Origin of the sequence: Dyadobacter flavalbus (assembly GCF_006149045.1) — a bacterium.
In the GTDB taxonomy this organism is placed as follows: Bacteria; Bacteroidota; Bacteroidia; order Cytophagales; family Spirosomataceae; genus Dyadobacter; species Dyadobacter flavalbus.
Map to the genome: position 1 here is coordinate 142,411 of NZ_VBSN01000059.1, position 17,379 is coordinate 159,789.

Here is a 17,379-nt window from a genome sequence, read left to right on the forward strand (position 1 = left end):
AAAGTGGTGACGAATATTTATAACGGCACAATATTAATGTAAAAATGTATTTCCCAAAAACAAATAATAAGAAAAATTAACTTTATGCAGAATAATATTAGGAGTATATCAGTATTTGCATTAAAATCTGTATTATTTTAATAATCCCGTATTTGGAACTGTAAAATGCCAAAAAACCTTAGATTGCGCATCCCTGCGTTTATTGACAAAATTTTAATTGTAGCGCTTTTTTGTTGAAATAAGTCACAGGAATGTGCTTGAAAGCATGCATTTTTGAAATTTAAGTAATTCTGGCATTGCGGTATAATTAACTGTTTTATTATTCCCTATTTTTGATTAAAGATTGTTCTTAGTTGCAGTAAATTATTACTACTTTTCTATGCATTTATTCTATCAGCCAAATAAAAATCTTTATGAATTAGATGAAGAGGAAACAAGGCACAGTTCAAAAGTTCTGAGGCTTAATTCCGGTGATATCATTCATGTCACGGACGGAAAAGGACTGCTCCAGAAATGTGTTCTGAATATGCACAAGAATAAAGCAGGTTATGAAGTGATCGGATCGGAAATGATCCCGAAAAGAAGCTTTTCGGTTCACATCGCGATTGCTCCGACGCGAAAAGCGGAACGCAATGAATGGATGATAGAAAAAATGACGGAAATAGGCGTGGAGCGCATTGATTTTCTGATTACGGAACATACCAATCCGGAAACGCTGAACCGCGTTGTGAACCTGAGCAGACTGAACCGTATTGCGGCGGCTGCCATGAAACAGTCACAGCAATTTTATCTTCCCGAGATTACAGTAAATAACAAATATGATTCGTTTATCAGAAGCAGGCAGGAAGATGTGAAACTGATTGCCTATGTTCCGGATCAGAATACGGTGGAACACGTTTTTAGCAAGGTTAGAAAGGACAGCAGCACGTCTTTGTTCATTGGCCCCGAAGGTGATTTCAGCGAAAAGGAAATTGCCCTCGCCACGGAAAACGGCTTTTCGACCGTTTCACTCGGGCCGACAAAATTACGGACAGAAACTGCTGCCATTGCCGGCTGCCATGCCATCAATCTGGCGCAGATTTTAATTTAAACCTGAATTTTTATGCTCCGATCATTTTCTGCTATAACATTTATATTAATAGTCATTATTACCGGTTTTTTAAAACATGCGAATGCGCAGTCTTCCCTTAAAATTGCCAAGCTGAAATACGGCGGCGGCGGTGACTGGTATGCCAATAAAACTTCACTTCCCAATCTGATCCGTTTTTGCAATTCGGAACTGAAAATGAACATCAATCCGGTTGAAGATGTCGTGGAAGTCGGAAGCCCGGATATTTTCACGTACCCGTTCGTTCACATGACGGGGCACGGCAATGTGGTTTTCACCGATGCGGAGGCCCAGAACCTGCGTAATTATCTGTTGTCCGGCGGTTTTCTGCATATTGATGACAACTACGGTCTGGATCAGTTCATTCGCCGGGAAATGAAAAAAGTGTTTCCGGAATTGTCGTTTGTGGAGCTGCCGTACGATCATCAGGTTTATCATATCAAGTACAATTTTCAGGAAGGGCTTCCGAAAGTACATGAGCATGACGGCAAGCAGCCGCAGGGCTTCGGACTGATCTGGCAGGGCAGGCTGGTATGCTATTACAGCTACGAAACCGATCTTGGAAACGGCTGGGAAGATCAGAGCGTTTATGGCGATCCGGAGGAGATGCGCAGAAAAGCATTGCAGATGGGCGCTAATCTTTTGAGCTATGCGTTTATGATATTGTAATCCGGTTGCGGTTCAGTGTTTTAAATGCAAGAAAGAATTCAGTCAGGTTATAAATATATTACAAATTTGGCTTTCCTTATTTCGTTTTTCTGACTGCATACGCTTACTTTTGTACAAAGTTTAATATCCTAAAATTTCATCCGCATATGTATATAGTTCTTGCTGTATTTTTTTTACACTGGTATTTATCCCTATTCTGTCAAACCTTTTTCCTGCATCGTTATTCCGCGCATAAAATGTTCATAATGAGCAAGCCGTGGGAGCGGTTTTTTTACCTTCTTACTTATCTTTCACAAGGTTCTTCCTATCTGAGCCCGAGAGCGTACGCGATTTTGCACCGCATGCACCATGCTTTCAGCGACACCGAACGTGATCCGCATTCACCGCATCATACAAAAAACGTTTTTACAATGATGTGGGAAACCAAGAATATTTATAATGCCGTTCTGAACCGGAAAAGAGCGATTGAATCGCAGTTCGAAAGAAATTATCCGGAATGGAGGTTTATTGAGAAACTGGGCGATTCATGGTTTTCAAGAGCCGGATGGGCTTTGCTTTATCTTGCATTTTACGTGCTTGCGTATATTTATCTGGATATGCACTGGGCATTTTTCTTCCTGCTGCCGATCCATTTCCTGATGGGCCCGATTCATGGTGCTATTGTAAACTGGAGTGGCCATAAATACGGTTATCAGAATTTTGATAATGACGACAAATCGAAGAATTCACTCATTTTTGATTTTCTGATGATGGGCGAGCTTTTCCAGAATAATCATCATAAAAAGCCTAACTCCATCAATTTTGGTGCGAAATGGTTTGAAGTGGACCCGACTTATCCGGTTATCAAGCTGCTGAACAAGCTTAAAATTATTGAAATTCGAAAGAAGCATTAATACATAACTTCGTACGAAAAACCCTTTGATCATCCGCTAATCGAAGGGTTTTTTTATGATCAAATTTTTGTTCCGATGTTAAAAAAGGCTTTTGCTGCAAAAAGATTTTAATCCAGACCGGCTGTTCAGTACAAATGGATATACCCTGTATAAAACTTTGGCAGATGTGAGAAACACCTGCCAAGTTTGCTTATTAACACCACAAAAAATGAAATCTCTTAAAGCCTTTTGCAACGCTAGCGCTGCTTACAATACAAATTAACTTTGCAATACTTAAAATGGAGTTAATACAAGGTTAGAATTTACTTAGAGACGGGAAAAAGTAACCAGAAATGTAGTGCCTTTCGGCTGATTGCTGTTAATCGTTACGGTTCCGTTATGCAGTTTGACGATCCGCTCCACCAATGAAAGCCCGATTCCGTAACCTTTGATGTTGGCCGTGTTATCGCTTCTGTAAAAGGGCTGAAAAACAAGGTTCTGGTCTTCACTCGGAATGCCTTTGCCGTTGTCAGAAAAACGGAGTTTTAAAGAGTTTCCCAACGACTGCAGACCGACATTTACCGTATTGTTATCCGAAAATTTACACGCATTGTCCATCAGATTGATAAATGCCGTTTTCAGCAGAGTGGAGTTTCCGGTTATTTCCAGCCATGTATCGTCTTCGGGCAGTTCGTCAAAGTTCAGCAGGATGTTGTAATTCGGGTTGGCCTCCGCCAGATTTTGCCGGCAATCCAGAATAAGGTCATCAACGCGTACGGTTTCCGTCAGCAGATCACGCTGGTCTTCGCTGACTTTGGCAAGTTCGAGCAAAGTATTTGACAATTGCGCAAGTTCCTGAATATCTTCCAGTACCGACCGGATCGTCAGTTGATAATCCGCTGTATTACGCTCTTTCAGCATACTTACTTCCAGCTGCGACCTGATTTTTGTTAAAGGGTTCTTGAGTTCATGCGAAACATTGGCAACAAAAATTTTCTGCATCTGAAAAGCCGTTTCAATCCGGTCGAGCAGCTTGTTGAAAGTAGTTGTCAGACGACCGATTTCGTCTTTCTGGTTCGGAACTTCCAGCCTTGTATCCAGTTTCTGAGGCAGAATTCCTTCCACGGCATTCATCACTTTTGAAATGGGCCTTAATGCACGTTTGGAAAAAATCCAGCCAACAATGGCTACGATAATGGTGACAATGAAATACAGAACCGTCAGCAGCGTACTCAGGTTGGAAAGGTTTGCCTGGCCGTACAAGTCCTTGGCGCCGAGCATAACGACCGCCCTGTTGAAAGGATATTTATAATAAAGCCCTACAACTTTGTAATCGCCGTCTTTATAGCGGATCTGTCCGGATTTCCTGATTTCGTCCAGCCAGTAATTGGAGACATGAATGGATTTTTTGTCCGCGTTGGTCAGATTGCTGTAAATCAGGCGGTTTTTTTCGTCAAATATGAATGTGTTTTCATCGTAGATCAGATCGCGGTTCGTTTCATCCAGTGCTTTGAGTACTTCGGTATTGACCTGCGGGACTTTCAGCAGCAGCTCGGCCTGTGACTTCGCCTTGGAACGCAAGCGGTCGTAGAAATCTTCGGTAACGTTGTAATAGGAGAAAAAGTAAATGGCCAGAAATGTAATCAGCAGAATCCCGCTCACCAACAGGGAAAACTGGACCGTAAGTCGGGTGCGGATCTGCATACTACTCTATTTTAAGCACATAGCCCATTCCAAACTGTGTATGGATCAGTTTGACAGGATAATCTTTATCGATTTTCTTACGAAGATAATTTACATAGACTTCGATCACATTGGTGCCTGTATCAAAACCGATATCCCAGACCTGCTCCGCAATCTCGACTTTGGAAATGACACGTCCCTGATTTCTGATGAGATAAACCAAAAGATTGAATTCCCTTGCTGTCAGATTGATTTTGTTTCCGGATCTGTGAACCGTCTTGGCATCCAGCGAAACTTCCAGATCGGCAAAACGCAGAACTTGTGCCGTATGTGAAACAGTTGTTCCGCGTTTGGTTAGGGCGCGCACGCGGGCCAGAAGTTCCTTGAATTCAAATGGTTTTACAAGGTAATCGTCTGCTCCGGCATCCAGTCCTGTCACCTTGTCGTCTGTCGTTCCCAGCGCGGTAAGCATGAGAATTGGCGTTTCATCGCCCCAGCTGCGAATTTCCCTGCAAAGCTCGATGCCGTTAATGCCGGGAATGATAATATCGCTGATGATGAGCTGATACGTGTTATTTTTGGCCAGTTGCCTGCCGATCAGCCCGTCATATGCAATGTCTACTTCGTATCCATTTTCTTCAAGTCCCTGTTTGACAGACTGTAATGTTTTGGGCTCGTCTTCGATCAGCAGTAATTTCATGAAATCGGGAGAAAAAGTTCAGAAACGTCGTTCCAGCTGGAAACGCGTTGGAAAGATGTTTCCTTGAGGTTATGCGGTGCTGTAAACAGAATACCTTTGCCTTTGAATGCAGTCAGGTTCCGTACATGGTCATCAATCAGGTAATCGGACTGGATAATGCTTTTGTAGCCGCAGAAAACAATATTTGTCCATGGAACAAACGGAAAATGCCGGTGCAGCCATGTGAATTTATCATGGAAAGAGGTCGGGAATTCCATGCATGCGGTTGCGATGAATATCTCGTAAAATTTCGAAAGCTGTGCGACCGTTTCCACTGCGCCTTCCTTCACTTTGATATCTGCAAAAAAGCCCGCTGTATCCATGATCTTGTGCAGTTTGGCAAGCTGCTTGGGATGCAGCAGCTCGCGTAACGGCTTGGATTTTAACTCTTTTTCGGTACGGATTGTTGCGAAGTCATTGAGAATGATCTCCACAAGCTTTTCGTGGGTGTCTGCCAGCACGTCATCCATATCCAGAGTAAGTCTCAGCATCAGATTAAAGATCTGTGAATGTCAAAATTTTCCAGATAATCATTGACTCTTTTCAGAAACATGCCGCCAAGGGAACCGTCCACAACACGGTGATCATAGGAATGTGAAATGAACATCATGCTCCGGATCCCGATCAGGTCACCCTGCGGGGTTTCGAGAACAGCCGGTTTCTTTTTGATGGCGCCGAATGCCATGATTGCAACCTGCGGCTGAACAATCACCGGCGTTCCCATCAGATTGGAAAAAGCACCGATATTGGAAACCGAATAAGTGCCACCGGCAAGGTCATCCGCTTTCAGCTTGTTTTCCCTTGCTCTTCTGGCGAGCTCATTGACCTTGCGTGCGAGGCCCGGCAGATCGTACTGGTCGGCATGGTGAATTACCGGAACGATCAGGTTTCCGTCCGGCAGGGCAACGGCCATTCCGATGTTGATATCCTTTTTACGAATGATCTTTTCACCATCTACTGAAATGTTGATCATCGGATAATCCCTGATTGCTTTCGCAACAGCCTCAATCAGAATCGGCGTGAAAGTAATGCTGTCACCCGTTTTTTTCCTGAATTCCGACTTCACCTGTTCCCGCCAGTTAACGATGGGCGTCATATCCGTTTCGATAAAAGAAGTAACATGCGCCGAAATCCTTTTTGACTCGATCATGCGCTGGGAAATCATTTTGCGCATGCGGTCCATTTCAATGATTTCACTGCTTCCATTTAATGAAACAGCAGCCGGAGCCGGCTTTACAGGTATGCTTTTACGATTACTGATATATGTGATGATATCATTTTTGGTAACGCGGTTTTCAGCGCCGGTGCCCGGAATGCCGGCAAGTTCGCTGGCAGTGATATTTTCTTCACGTGCAATGCTCAAAACCAGCGGTGAGTAAAAAGTATTTCCCTGCAGATCGTTTTTTGCAAGTCCGGAAACCGGTTCGGGATTTTTGTCAACGGCTTTCAGGAAGTCATTTTCCAGCATGGCAGCCATGGTTTCCGCATCCGGGATTTCTTCCTGCATTTCAGGAGCTGCCGGTTGCTTGCCGGATGCCGGCACATCGTCTTCTACTTCAAAGTGTGCCACAACGCTGCCAATCGCCACCACATCATTTTCCCTGACAAGCCATTCCGTCAGTTTGCCGTTAAAAGGGCACGGCACTTCCGTATCCACTTTATCCGTTGCAACCTCCAGTACGGAATCGTCTGCTGACACGGTTTCGCCTGCTTTCTTAAGCAGGTTGAGCACGGTGCATTCCATTATACTTTCTCCCATCGGAGGCATTACCATTTCAACTATTTTCATACTTGCATATTTTCGCAGGCAACCATACGGTGGGCAAGCTGCCTGTATTTGTAACTTTCGATCAGCTTTTGACAGCCGGATTATATCTTAAAATGGTTTTTCTGAGCAAATTCAACGCGTATGAATTTGTAAGCTCCATATTGATTTTTCTGTCATTTCTTAAAGTCAGCAGCTGTGTGAATGTTTCATCCGGCGTTGCACATGCAATCCATACGGTTCCTACCGGCTTTTCAGCAGTGCCGCCGTCCGGGCCGGCAATGCCGGTTGTCGAAATTGCAAAAGTTGTATTTAAAACCTTTCTTGCACCTTCCGCCATTTCACGTGCAGTCTGCTCGCTTACTGCGCCGTAGCGTTCAAGCGTTTCTGCTGAAACGCCCAATACGTTTATTTTGATTGCATTGCTGTAACTCACAACCGATCCTTCAAAATAGCGCGAGGAACCCGGCACACTCGTGATCTGACTGGCTACATATCCGCCTGTACAGCTTTCCGAAGTGGCCAGCGTGGCGTTGCTGTTCATCAGTAACGATCCGATAACGGTTTCCAGTTCATCTTTATCAAATCCGAAAACGTATTCTTCAATGAGCGGCATCAGCAAATCCACTTGTTGCTGAAGTTGCGCATCAATAAGCTGCTGATCCGTTCCGGTTGCTGTCAGGCGGAGTTTTACCTGACCAAAATGCGGCAAATAGGCGAGCTTTATATGCTCCGGTAGTGCATCTTCCCAGGATGCTATGGTTTCTGCCAGAAAAGATTCACCGATTCCGATGGTACGAACCGATTTATGCTGGATGATATTCGTAACAAATCGAGATTTCAGCCTGGGCAGGATTTCAAATTCCATCAGGTTTTTCATCTCATACGGAACCCCCGGAAGCGAAACGTAAATTACATTATCTTTTTCAAACCACATGCCGGGCGCAGTTCCCCACAGGTTTGGAATGTAAGTGCAATTCTGCGGAAGTGCAGCCTGCTGAATATTCAGCTCGGTCATGGCTCTGCCTCGTTTGTTAAAGAATTCTGTTATCAATTTCAGTGCATCTTCATTAATCTGCAGTTCTGTACCGAAATATTCACAAAATGTATGTTTGGTAATATCGTCCCGGGTAGGGCCGAGGCCGCCTGTAACAATGATTACATCGACTCTTTGGCTTGCTTCTTTAAATGCATCCAGGATATCCTGTCTTTTATCGCCGACGGATGTTTTTCTGACCGGACGGATGCCGATATCAGTTAACTGAGCACCAATCCATTGCGTGTTGGTATCTGTAATTTGCCCGAAAAGAATTTCGTCCCCGATCGTTAATATTTCTGCCCGGATTGTGGAAACCATAGTGCAACGTTGATTGAATGAGACCGTTATTTTCTCAAAAATAAGTAAAATTAATCGTTATTGAGTACGTTTAAACCGTACTGCAGCATTAACAAACTGAATCGTAATGAAACAAAAAATCATATCTGTTACCTTGTTTTGGCTCTTTTGCAGCACGCTGGCGCATGCCCAGTTCAATTTGGGAAGAGTAATGGAGTCCTTTGGAAAGAAATCCGGAAAACTCAGTGAAAATGAAATTGTGAACGGCTTGAAAGAAGCATTGAATGTAGGCATAACCAACGGTTCGGCAGAAGCTTCGAAAGTGGACGGTTTTTTTAAAAATGAACTGATTAAAATTGCAGTTCCGCCTGAGGCGCAGAAAGTGGCAGAAACATTGCGTAAAATGGGCCTGGGCGAGCAGGTGGATAAGTTTACCTTGTCACTCAATCGGGCGGCTGAAGATGCTGCCAAAAAATCCAGACCGATTTTTGTCAAATCCATCACTTCCATGACGGTTCCGGATGCACTGGGTATTCTGAAAGGCTCTGACGATGCAGCCACGCAGTATCTGAAAAAATCAACGAATGATGAATTGTTCAAAACATTTTTCCCGGTTGTGGATAGTACGCTGAACCTGAACAAAACGACGGAGTATTACACGGATATTGTAAATACCTACAACAAACTGCCGTTTGTCAAAAAGGTAAATCCGAACCTGAAAGAATATGCAACTCAAAAAACCATTGACGGTTTGTACACGCTGATTGCACAGGAGGAAAAAAAGATACGCGAAGATCCCGGTGCAAGGGTAAGCGCTTTGCTTAAAAAAGTTTTCAGTCAGGCAGGAAAGTAACTTGCAGCAGCTATTTATCGCTCATTTGGTTACTTTTGTGGAAAATAAAACACTTTATGAAAAAGTCAGAGATACATTTTACAGTTGAGCTGGACGAACAGAATATACCCGATAAAATTTTCTGGGATGCAACAGACAATCCGAACGAAGGAATAAATGACACCAGAGCCATTGCCATTGCCGTCTGGGATCATTATCACAGAGGTACGCTGAAAATAGATCTCTGGACAAAAGATATGGAAGTGTTCGATATGAAGCGTTTTTACATTGAATTGATGAGCGGCATAGCAGATACTTTACTGACAGCAACCAATGACAACGCCATGGCAGAAGCCATAGAAGGAGTTTGTGAAACGCTTAGCAAACGTCTGGACGAGGAAATGAAAGCTGCAAAGTAGTGAGCGGTTAGCTTTTAGCTTTTAGCTTTGAATTAAGATTGAAATTCTATAGTTAAAAGCTAAAAGCGAAACACTCGTAACGAACAGCTTATATAAATCCAGTTGCTAATCGCCAACCGCTCATAGCTAGCCACCAGCTGCCAGTTCTTCTCTCTGCTTTTTCGGCAGGTTACTTACCACAAGATCATAAGAATCTTTTACCCAGCTGAACAGTAAGTCACCGGGAATACTTCCGTTTACGAAGATGGTATTCCAATGCTTTTTGTTCATATGATAGCCCGGTTTTACATCCGGATAGCGGGATCTCAGTTCATCTGCTTTTTCAGGATGGCATTTGGCATTAAACTGCAATTCTGCTGAATCCAGCGGAGCGAGCAGAAAAACTTTGCCCATTACTTTAAACACCAGGGTATCCGGGCCGAACGGAAGCTCTTCTGTTACGCCCGGCAAAGCAAGTGCATAATCGCGCAGTGATTCCAGATTCATCGCATGAATGCTCTTACGATCATTACAATAACGCAAATCAGGAACATAATGATGGAGATCCGGTTGATACCATGCATCATGCGCAGGTTAAATGAATTCGGTGCATTGGGGTCTCTTTTTTTAAACACCCGTATGAAATAGTAAAATACTGCACCTAGCTGAAAGTATTTTTTCATAAGATCAAATTGTAAAGTTAACTGTGAACAAACAACGCTAAACCAGAATTTCGCGTTCTTCCGGTTCAATCCATCTTCCGTCTTCCCGGATCAGCTCAATCAGTTCTTCTACTGCTTTTGCTGCCGTAACCGATCTTTTAATCACTTCCTGACCGCGGTACAAGGCAATTTTATCCTTGCCCATACCCACATATCCGTAATCTGCGTCAGCCATTTCACCGGGACCGTTCACGATACAGCCCATGATGCCGATTTTCACACCTTTCAGATGCTCGGTATGCTTGCGGATCATGGCTGTTGTTTCCTGTAAATCAAACAATGTTCTGCCGCATGAAGGACAGGAGATGTATTCGGTTTTGGACATCCGGGTTCTGGCGGCCTGCAAAATTCCGAATGCAATGCTGTTGAAACCGGCAGCATAGCCCAGCTTTTCTGCATGATCCTCAAAGCCATCGAACTGTGGCATTAAAAGTGTGCCGTCGCCAAAGCCGTCCACAAGTAATCCGCCAATATCCGTTGCAGCATACAGCGTCAGCTTATCAGGCATGGAAACCGGGTATTTTCTCTGAATGATAACCGGAACCCTGATTTTCCTTTCAGCCAGTTTGTAAAAAAAACGCCGCAGTTCGGGCATGGCATGTTCGTTGTCCGTAAACGCGATCAAAACGACATGATCTGCGGAGCGGACACTTTCCAGAAATTCAGATTGAAAGGTATGGATGTTTCCTCTGATGAAATTGAGTGATTCCGAAACTTGATCCGGATCAGCTTCAATCCACTCCTTGACAGAAAACAACGGGAATTTGTTGCTGCGTTCCGGATGAACAAGCCATTGATCCTGATCCAGAATTTCCTTCAGGCCGTTTGGCAGCATAAAAGGAACCGGGTTTTTTCCTGTATAAATAAAATCCGCACCCTGATCGTTCATGGCCCATTTATCGGGAACCGGCAGAAAAAAATGGCCGATGCTTTTCAGATCGCTTAATTCCTGAACCGGAATACCAGAATAATCTGCAACAACCCGTGGCACATTCATATGGCCGAGATTGTACACTTCATCCGTATCACGGCGGGCATACTGAAACGGGTTGATCGGTATATGTTCAACAGGTTCTATGAAATCGTGCGGCGTGCGTACCGTATATCTTTCTATTAATGCGCGTGCTACAGGTGCTTCTTTCTCCGGTGCTTCGGTCAGTGAAACCCGCACCGTATCGCCAAGTCCGTCTTCGAGCAAAGTTCCGATGCCGACCGCCGATTTGATCCGACCGTCTTCAGCTTCGCCTGCCTCTGTAACGCCCAGATGCAGCGGATAGGGTTTCAGTCCTTCTTCGTCCAGCCTTTGGACAAGCAGGCGGTAAGCTTCCACCATCACCTGTGTATTGCTGGATTTCATGGACAAGGCAATGTTGAAGTAATTGAACTCTTCACAAATCCGCAGAAACTCCAGTGCCGATTCCACCATGCCGAGCGGCGTATCTCCGTAGCGGCTCAGAATCCGGTCGGAAAGAGAACCGTGATTGGTACCGATGCGCATGGCCGTGCCGTATTCCTTGCAGATTTTGACAAGCGGAATAAATTTTTCCCGGATCCTTTCCAATTCGGCGGCGTAGGATGCATCCGTATAATCGATGATCTCAAACCGTTTGCGGTCCGCATAATTTCCGGGATTGATCCTTACTTTTTCCACGATGCGGGCAGCCAGTTCAGCCGCATTGGGCGTAAAATGAATATCCGCAATCAGCGGAACCTGAATGCCCGATCTGCGCAATCCGTTCCGAATGTTTTCCAGATTTTGTGCCTCTTTAACGCTGGGCGCTGTAATCCGCACGTATTCACATCCCGAATCGACCATTCTGATCACTTCATCAATAGAACCCTGCGTATCCATGGTATCCACGGTTGTCATGGACTGCACCCGGATCGGATAGGCAGAACCCATCGGAATATCACCGATGTTTATTGTGATTGTTTCACGTCTTTGATAAGCTGTCAGAGATGGGCAGTACAGATTTGACTTTTGTTCAGGAGCTGTGTTCACTTTCATGGAATTGTCATAAATGGTTTACGTCCGGCATCAAAATATGTTTATTGATGGTCAAACGTAATGTATGCAAATGTCATAAAAGTAAAACACAATCGGAATTACATTCGTGCATTTTAATGCTTCAAAATTCAATTCTTGTACCTGAATCCACGGTGATAATGTAGCTTTTTCCGCCTTCCTTTTCAATCGCTTCCGCCACTTCCTCTGCTTTCGACGGCGCATAGGCAAACATGCAGCCGCCACCGCCGGAACCGTTGATTTTTCCGCCCAGCGCACCGGCATTCAGCGCGGCGTTCATCATGCGTTCAATTTTCGGGGTTGAAGTCCTTTTATGGTCGCGCAGGTTTTTGTAATGTGCATAAAGCAGGTTTCCGAACTGATCATCAAACTCTTCATTAACTGAGGAATAGCTGCTTTTCGTTAACAAAGCTTTCCCTTCAATCAGAATATCGCGGTCTTCTACATTGGCTCTTAAAAGGCTCATTTCGTCTTCCGAGAGCTCGTGTAAATAGTCTGCCGTTTTTTCAAGCGGTGTGGTGAAAATGGAAAATTCCGGATCGTATGCTTTTACTTTCCGGATCACATCTTCCATTCCGTAGCGGCATCTGGCCAGGATTCCAAGCGTGTCTTTAGGTTCGAGTGAATCGCCGAGCACGAACGTTCCCAGTTTGGGCGTCAGTGCTTCGACCTTGATTTCCGGTGTGGATTCCAGATAAATCACGTTTCCGATGGCCGTAGAATAATGATCCATCATTCCGCCGGGCTCGCCAAATTCCAGCACTTCCGCCGCATTCGCGATTTCACCCAGTTCCTTTTGGGAAAAATTGAACGGATTATCGCTCATTTTATCCAGAAAATGAGCCCATGAAACAATCAGCGCAGACGAACTCGAAGTGCCGGAGTTGATCGGAATATTTCCGCGGATCACGCATTCAAACCCTTTTGAAAAAGTAAGCCCTTTCCGTTTCAGTACATTGATGGTGCTGCGGAAATAATCACGCTGGATTACATACGGGAAAGTTTCTTTTAATGAAAACTGAACCTTAAGGCCCAGATCAGGCAAATGCAGAATAATATTTTCATCATGGCGGTATGCACCGTCAATACCAATTCGGCGCGAAATTGCAGCCGCTATGACGGGCAATCCAAGATAATCCTGATGCTCGCCAAACAAACAAATACGGCCCGGAGTCGAAATCCTCATGAATTACCAGCTTTTCTTTTTATGGCCGACAAGACCGAAATAAAGTATAAATAAATAAAGCGGAACCAGAATCCAGTATGCTTTCTGCGTGCTGCCAATGGAGTCGGCAATACCGCCGTAAATGAGCGGAACAACGGCACCGCCGGAAATACCCATTACAAGCAGTGCGGAAGCGATTTTGGTAAATTTGCCCAATCCGCTCAGCGCAAGCGGCCACAAAGCCGGCCAGATTACCGCATTGGCAAAACCCAGAACGGCAATGCACATAACCGAAGTAAAACCGCTTGTAAAAATGGCAATAAGAGTAACTGCTACGCCCAGAAATGCGGAGAAGATCATGTATGCCTGCTGGGAAACAAATTTTGGAATAAGCACAATGCCCAGTACATAGCCGAACATCATTCCGCCCAGCGTATAAGCTCCGAATATCCTGGCTTCATCTTCCGGAATGCCGAGCGAAACGCCGTAATTGATAATGGTATCCGCCGCAACTACTTCCACGCCAACATAGCAAAACAATGCAAGAACACCCAGGACAAGGTTTGGATATTGAAATACACTTGTTTTCTGAACCGCGGTTTGTTGCGTTGCCGAAGGCTCGTCCTCTTCTTCGCTCACTTCCACAAGCCCTTTTGTAAACCAGATCAGAAGCGCAAAACCGACAAGAACTGCCGTTAGGATCAGATATGGAACGACTACTTTATCCAGCTGCTCTTTCGGATCTCCGGAAGTGGCGCCGGCCAGCAGCAGTTTTCCGATGACAATCTGACTGATGATTCCGGCTCCTTTGTTGGCAATCCCCATGATACTGATCCGCTGCGCGGCACTTTCACGCGGTCCGAGAATCGTTGCATACGGGTTGGAGGCCGTCTGCAGAACGGTAAGTCCGATTCCGATCGTGAAAAGCCCGACGAGGAAAAGCGGGTAAGAAGCCATTTCCGCGGCAGGAATAAAAATCAGCGTTCCGGCAGCCATTACCAGCAGCGCCAGCGACATGCCGTTTTTAAAACCTGTCTTTTTTACAACCATGGAACACGGAATTGCCATGACCGTATAGGAAATGAAAAAGGCAAAGGTGACGAGGTAAGAACTCGTATTGTCCAGTGAAAATGCTTTTTTAAAGAATGTTATGAGCGTACCGTTTACCCAGGTAATAAAACCCATAACAAAAAATAAAAGTCCGATGATTAGAAGAGGGCCAAGGTAGTTGTTGTTCTTGTTGTTCATTTAATTTGATAAATTGAATTGGTCAGGGTTAAAAAGTATGAAGAATATTTTATGATTTTACTACTTAAAAGGCATCATTCAGTCCGAAAATACGCGGATTGGTTTTCCATTTTCCACGTGTGAAATCCGGGATTTCAACCGGCGCGTTACCGCGTGCAATAGACATTTCGGAAAGCGGGCTTATGGCGCTCCATACCGCCGCATCGTACACATCGATCGGCGGGGCTGTCTTGTTTTTGATGGCCTCCACAAAGCCGCGCAAAACAAAATAGTCTATTCCGCCATGTCCGGCATTTTCAGCTTCCCGGGCATGCTTTTTCCAGAGCGGATGATCATTTTTTTCAAGATATTTCTTGTCCGGTTCGGCAGTATGTTCTTCCGGCGAAACGCCTTCCAGATAAATGCTATTGCCGTCGTTCATCCAGATTCCTTTCGTTCCCTGCGCACGGAAGCCCAGCGAGTAGGGGCGCGGCGAGTTCGTATCGTGGATCAGTACGATATTTTCACCGTTATGGCACTGGATAACCGTTGTAACAATATCGCCAAGTTTGAAATTGACTTTGGCATTCGGATGATCTTTTCCGCCATGGTCCACAACGTATTTATGCAAGCCGCGCGATTTTGTAGCTGTGGAAGTAAGGGAAGTAAAATAGTTGCCGCGATTGATATCCAGCCAGTGCGCAACGGGTCCGAGTCCGTGTGTCGGGTAAATGTCACCGTTGCGGTCCACGGAATGCTGTGTACGCCATTTTGCTTCCGAAAATCCCTTTTCACCAAATTCCGCGCCTACGCCACCGTCACTTTTTCCGTTATTGAACTTGACGCTCCGCAAGTCATGCTGATAACCGCAATGCGCGTAAGTCATTTCACCGAACATTCCTTCACGCACCATTTTCAGGACGGCCATGACATCCCGGCGGTAACATACATTTTCCAGGATCATGCAATGAGAACCGGTTTTTTCAAATGTATTAACCAGGTCCCAAGATTCCTGCAGCGTCACCGTTGCGGAAACTTCCACAGCGGCGTATTTGCCGGCGTTCATAACGGCCAGCGCCATGGGTACGTGCCAGTGCCACGGCGTCGCGATGAGAATGCCGTCCAGATCGTCGCGTTTGACAAGGTTCAGGAAATCTTCATCGCCCTTCGAATATACCGCAGGCGCTTTTTTACCGGCTTTTTTGATCAGGTTCAGCGTAATATCAACAGCGGAAGCGTCAATATCGCAAATGGCATTGATTTCAATATCCGGACGGTATAATGCCTGCTGAACGTGACTGCGCCCCCGGAGCCCCACGCCGATAAAGCCCATGCGGACTTTGTCAAGCGGTTTGTTTTCCTTGTATATAAACGATGGAAAGATTCCTGCGGCGGATCCTGCCAGAGTAGCTTTTTGAATAAAATTGCGTCTATCCATAAAAAGTTTGAAATAGGAATACGGAAAAGCCGTGGACAAAATCTTTCCAGCTTTGCAATTTACACTCAATAACGAGATTTTTAAATTTTTTTAATTTATTAAAACAGATTGGCTGCCGCCGGATGATGGAATGAATTCGCGGTACAGTGAACAAATTGAAATCGTATGGCGTTACAGGAAAGCAAGTGACTTCCATGGGCATTTCTTTTGCGCTCAATGGCTTTAAGTGTGTTGAACACATACTTTGTTACGACATTTAAGGCAGCATTATACATAAGTGGTTTGAAATATGGCACATAAAGTGGCGGTGTTCCGCAAAGAACATTTTAATGCGGCTCATCGTCTGCATCATCCGCAATGGTCGGAAGAAAAGAACGATGCTGTTTTTGGCAAATGCAATAATCCCAATTTTCATGGTCATAACTATGAACTGATTGTGCAGGTGACCGGGGAAGTTGATCCGGAAACGGGTTTTGTGATGGATATGAAACTGCTGAGTGCGTATATCAAGGAACTGGTTCTGGACAGGCTGGATCATAAAAACCTGAATCTGGATGTGGAGGAATTTCGTGAACTGAACCCGACAGCGGAAAATATCGCCATTGTCATTTATACTATTTTGAGAAATAAAATTGATCCGGGGCTTGCTCTGAAAATTAGATTATATGAAACCGAACGGAACTTTGTCGAATATCCAGTTGAATGATATGGTCGAAACAGAAGAAATCGGCGACGATCATGTACAGTCTTCTACAGACACGCCAATGCGGAAAGACGCATTTGCAATGGAAGATGAGGTAAAAATGGAGCTGATTGAAAAGCATTTCCGGCACATTATGGAAATTATGGGCCTCGACCTGAACGACGACAGCCTCAAAGGCACGCCGAAACGGGTTGCCAAAATGTATATCAAAGAAGTTTTCAGTGGACTTGATCCCAAAAACAAGCCTTCTGTCACGTTGTTTGATAATAAATACAAGTATGATCAGATGCTTGTTGAAAAAGATATTACCGTTTTTTCCAATTGCGAGCACCATTTTGTTCCCATTTACGGAAAAGCGCACATCGCGTATATTTCCAGCGGAAAAGTGATCGGTTTGTCCAAGCTGAACCGGATCGTGGAATATTTTTCCAAACGCCCGCAGGTGCAGGAAAGGCTTACTGTCCAGATTGCCGATGAACTGAAGCGCGCACTCAAAACGGAAGATGTTGCCGTTGTAATTGATGCGCAGCATATGTGCGTCCAGTCCCGCGGAATCCGTGATTCGGGAAGTTCAACGGTTACAGCCTTTTATGGCGGAAAATTTCAGGACGAAATGACCCGGAAAGAGTTTCTGAGTTATCTTGGCAGGTAAAAAAATGTCAGCTCAGGAACATATTCCACTCCTGAGCTGACATT

At 44.8% G+C, this 17,379-nt stretch carries 18 protein-coding genes; 7 read left to right on the plus strand and 11 right to left on the minus strand.

Translation table 11 applies throughout. The features are described 5' to 3' along the window. Nucleotides 1-379: 379 nt before the first annotated feature. From FEM33_RS19675 to FEM33_RS19685, 3 genes are all read left to right on the plus strand, one after another. The gene (locus tag FEM33_RS19675; protein ID WP_139013704.1) at nucleotides 380-1,090 is read left to right on the plus strand and encodes an RsmE family RNA methyltransferase; all 711 of its coding nucleotides are present in this window, start codon (nucleotides 380-382) and stop codon (nucleotides 1,088-1,090) included. A 12-nt stretch (nucleotides 1,091-1,102) separates the two neighbouring features. After that, complete coding sequence (locus FEM33_RS19680) at nucleotides 1,103-1,777, plus strand: DUF4159 domain-containing protein (RefSeq protein ID WP_139013705.1); 675 nt, start codon at nucleotides 1,103-1,105, stop codon at nucleotides 1,775-1,777. 146 nt (nucleotides 1,778-1,923) lie between these two features. After that, nucleotides 1,924-2,670 (plus strand): acyl-CoA desaturase, encoded by a 747-nt coding sequence (locus FEM33_RS19685; protein WP_138280390.1) that lies wholly within the window; start codon nucleotides 1,924-1,926, stop codon nucleotides 2,668-2,670. 306 nt (nucleotides 2,671-2,976) lie between these two features. On the opposite strand, the gene FEM33_RS19690 is transcribed toward FEM33_RS19685, so the two are convergent. From FEM33_RS19690 to FEM33_RS19710, 5 genes are all read right to left on the minus strand, one after another. Further along, nucleotides 2,977-4,353, minus strand: coding sequence for a sensor histidine kinase (locus tag FEM33_RS19690; RefSeq protein ID WP_139013706.1), 1,377 nt, complete (start codon nucleotides 4,351-4,353; stop codon nucleotides 2,977-2,979). A gap of 1 nt (nucleotide 4,354) precedes the next feature. Continuing rightward, nucleotides 4,355-5,032 (minus strand): response regulator, encoded by a 678-nt coding sequence (locus FEM33_RS19695; RefSeq protein WP_139013707.1) that lies wholly within the window; start codon nucleotides 5,030-5,032, stop codon nucleotides 4,355-4,357. Further along, nucleotides 5,029-5,562, minus strand: a complete 534-nt coding sequence (locus FEM33_RS19700; protein WP_139013708.1) for a 5' nucleotidase, NT5C type — start codon at nucleotides 5,560-5,562, stop codon at nucleotides 5,029-5,031. Before FEM33_RS19700 ends, FEM33_RS19695 begins: the two co-directional genes overlap by 4 nt. Beyond that, nucleotides 5,562-6,860, minus strand: coding sequence for a dihydrolipoamide acetyltransferase family protein (locus FEM33_RS19705; RefSeq protein WP_139013709.1), 1,299 nt, complete (start codon nucleotides 6,858-6,860; stop codon nucleotides 5,562-5,564). The genes FEM33_RS19700 and FEM33_RS19705 overlap by 1 nt, the downstream gene beginning before the upstream one ends. A 61-nt stretch (nucleotides 6,861-6,921) precedes the next feature. Next, nucleotides 6,922-8,193 carry a competence/damage-inducible protein A gene (locus FEM33_RS19710; protein ID WP_139013710.1) on the minus strand — a complete coding sequence of 424 codons (1,272 nt, stop codon included), beginning with the start codon at nucleotides 8,191-8,193 and terminating at the stop codon, nucleotides 6,922-6,924. 106 nt (nucleotides 8,194-8,299) lie between these two features. On the opposite strand from FEM33_RS19710, the gene FEM33_RS19715 reads away from it, so the two are divergent. Together FEM33_RS19715 and gldC are read left to right on the plus strand one after the other, a co-directional pair. Then, on the plus strand, nucleotides 8,300-9,025 hold the full coding sequence (locus FEM33_RS19715; protein WP_139013711.1) for a DUF4197 domain-containing protein: 726 nt from the start codon (nucleotides 8,300-8,302) through the stop codon (nucleotides 9,023-9,025). Nucleotides 9,026-9,081: 56 nt separating this feature from the next. Continuing rightward, a complete protein-coding gene (gldC, locus tag FEM33_RS19720) occupies nucleotides 9,082-9,423 on the plus strand; it encodes a gliding motility protein GldC (protein ID WP_139013712.1) in 342 nt (113 codons plus the stop codon). A 126-nt stretch (nucleotides 9,424-9,549) separates the two neighbouring features. Here the strand turns inward: gldC and FEM33_RS19725 are convergent, their stop codons facing one another. The 6 genes from FEM33_RS19725 to FEM33_RS19750 all read right to left on the minus strand — a co-directional run bounded on the left by FEM33_RS19725 (nucleotide 9,550) and on the right by FEM33_RS19750 (nucleotide 15,980). Beyond that, nucleotides 9,550-9,909, minus strand: coding sequence for an MmcQ/YjbR family DNA-binding protein (locus FEM33_RS19725; RefSeq protein ID WP_139013713.1), 360 nt, complete (start codon nucleotides 9,907-9,909; stop codon nucleotides 9,550-9,552). Then, complete coding sequence (locus FEM33_RS19730) at nucleotides 9,906-10,085, minus strand: DUF6728 family protein (protein ID WP_139013714.1); 180 nt, start codon at nucleotides 10,083-10,085, stop codon at nucleotides 9,906-9,908. Before FEM33_RS19730 ends, FEM33_RS19725 begins: the two co-directional genes overlap by 4 nt. A 37-nt stretch (nucleotides 10,086-10,122) precedes the next feature. Then, complete coding sequence (gene ispG / locus FEM33_RS19735) at nucleotides 10,123-12,132, minus strand: (E)-4-hydroxy-3-methylbut-2-enyl-diphosphate synthase (protein ID WP_139013715.1); 2,010 nt, start codon at nucleotides 12,130-12,132, stop codon at nucleotides 10,123-10,125. Between the two features lie 121 nt (nucleotides 12,133-12,253). Continuing rightward, nucleotides 12,254-13,336 carry a GHMP family kinase ATP-binding protein gene (locus FEM33_RS19740; protein WP_139013716.1) on the minus strand — a complete coding sequence of 361 codons (1,083 nt, stop codon included), beginning with the start codon at nucleotides 13,334-13,336 and terminating at the stop codon, nucleotides 12,254-12,256. Between the two features lie 3 nt (nucleotides 13,337-13,339). Beyond that, nucleotides 13,340-14,563, minus strand: coding sequence for a sugar MFS transporter (locus tag FEM33_RS19745; RefSeq protein WP_139013717.1), 1,224 nt, complete (start codon nucleotides 14,561-14,563; stop codon nucleotides 13,340-13,342). Between the two features lie 64 nt (nucleotides 14,564-14,627). Further along, entirely contained in the window at nucleotides 14,628-15,980 is a 1,353-nt protein-coding gene (locus tag FEM33_RS19750; RefSeq protein ID WP_139013718.1) for a Gfo/Idh/MocA family protein, read from the minus strand. A 289-nt stretch (nucleotides 15,981-16,269) separates the two neighbouring features. On the opposite strand from FEM33_RS19750, the gene FEM33_RS19755 reads away from it, so the two are divergent. Continuing rightward, nucleotides 16,270-16,686: a 6-pyruvoyl trahydropterin synthase family protein gene (locus FEM33_RS19755; RefSeq protein WP_139013719.1), complete on the plus strand. Its 417-nt coding sequence runs from the start codon at nucleotides 16,270-16,272 to the stop codon at nucleotides 16,684-16,686. After that, a complete protein-coding gene (gene folE, locus FEM33_RS19760; protein WP_139013720.1) occupies nucleotides 16,646-17,335 on the plus strand; it encodes a GTP cyclohydrolase I FolE in 690 nt (229 codons plus the stop codon). Before FEM33_RS19755 ends, folE begins: the two co-directional genes overlap by 41 nt. The last annotated feature ends 44 nt before the right edge of the window (nucleotides 17,336-17,379 follow it).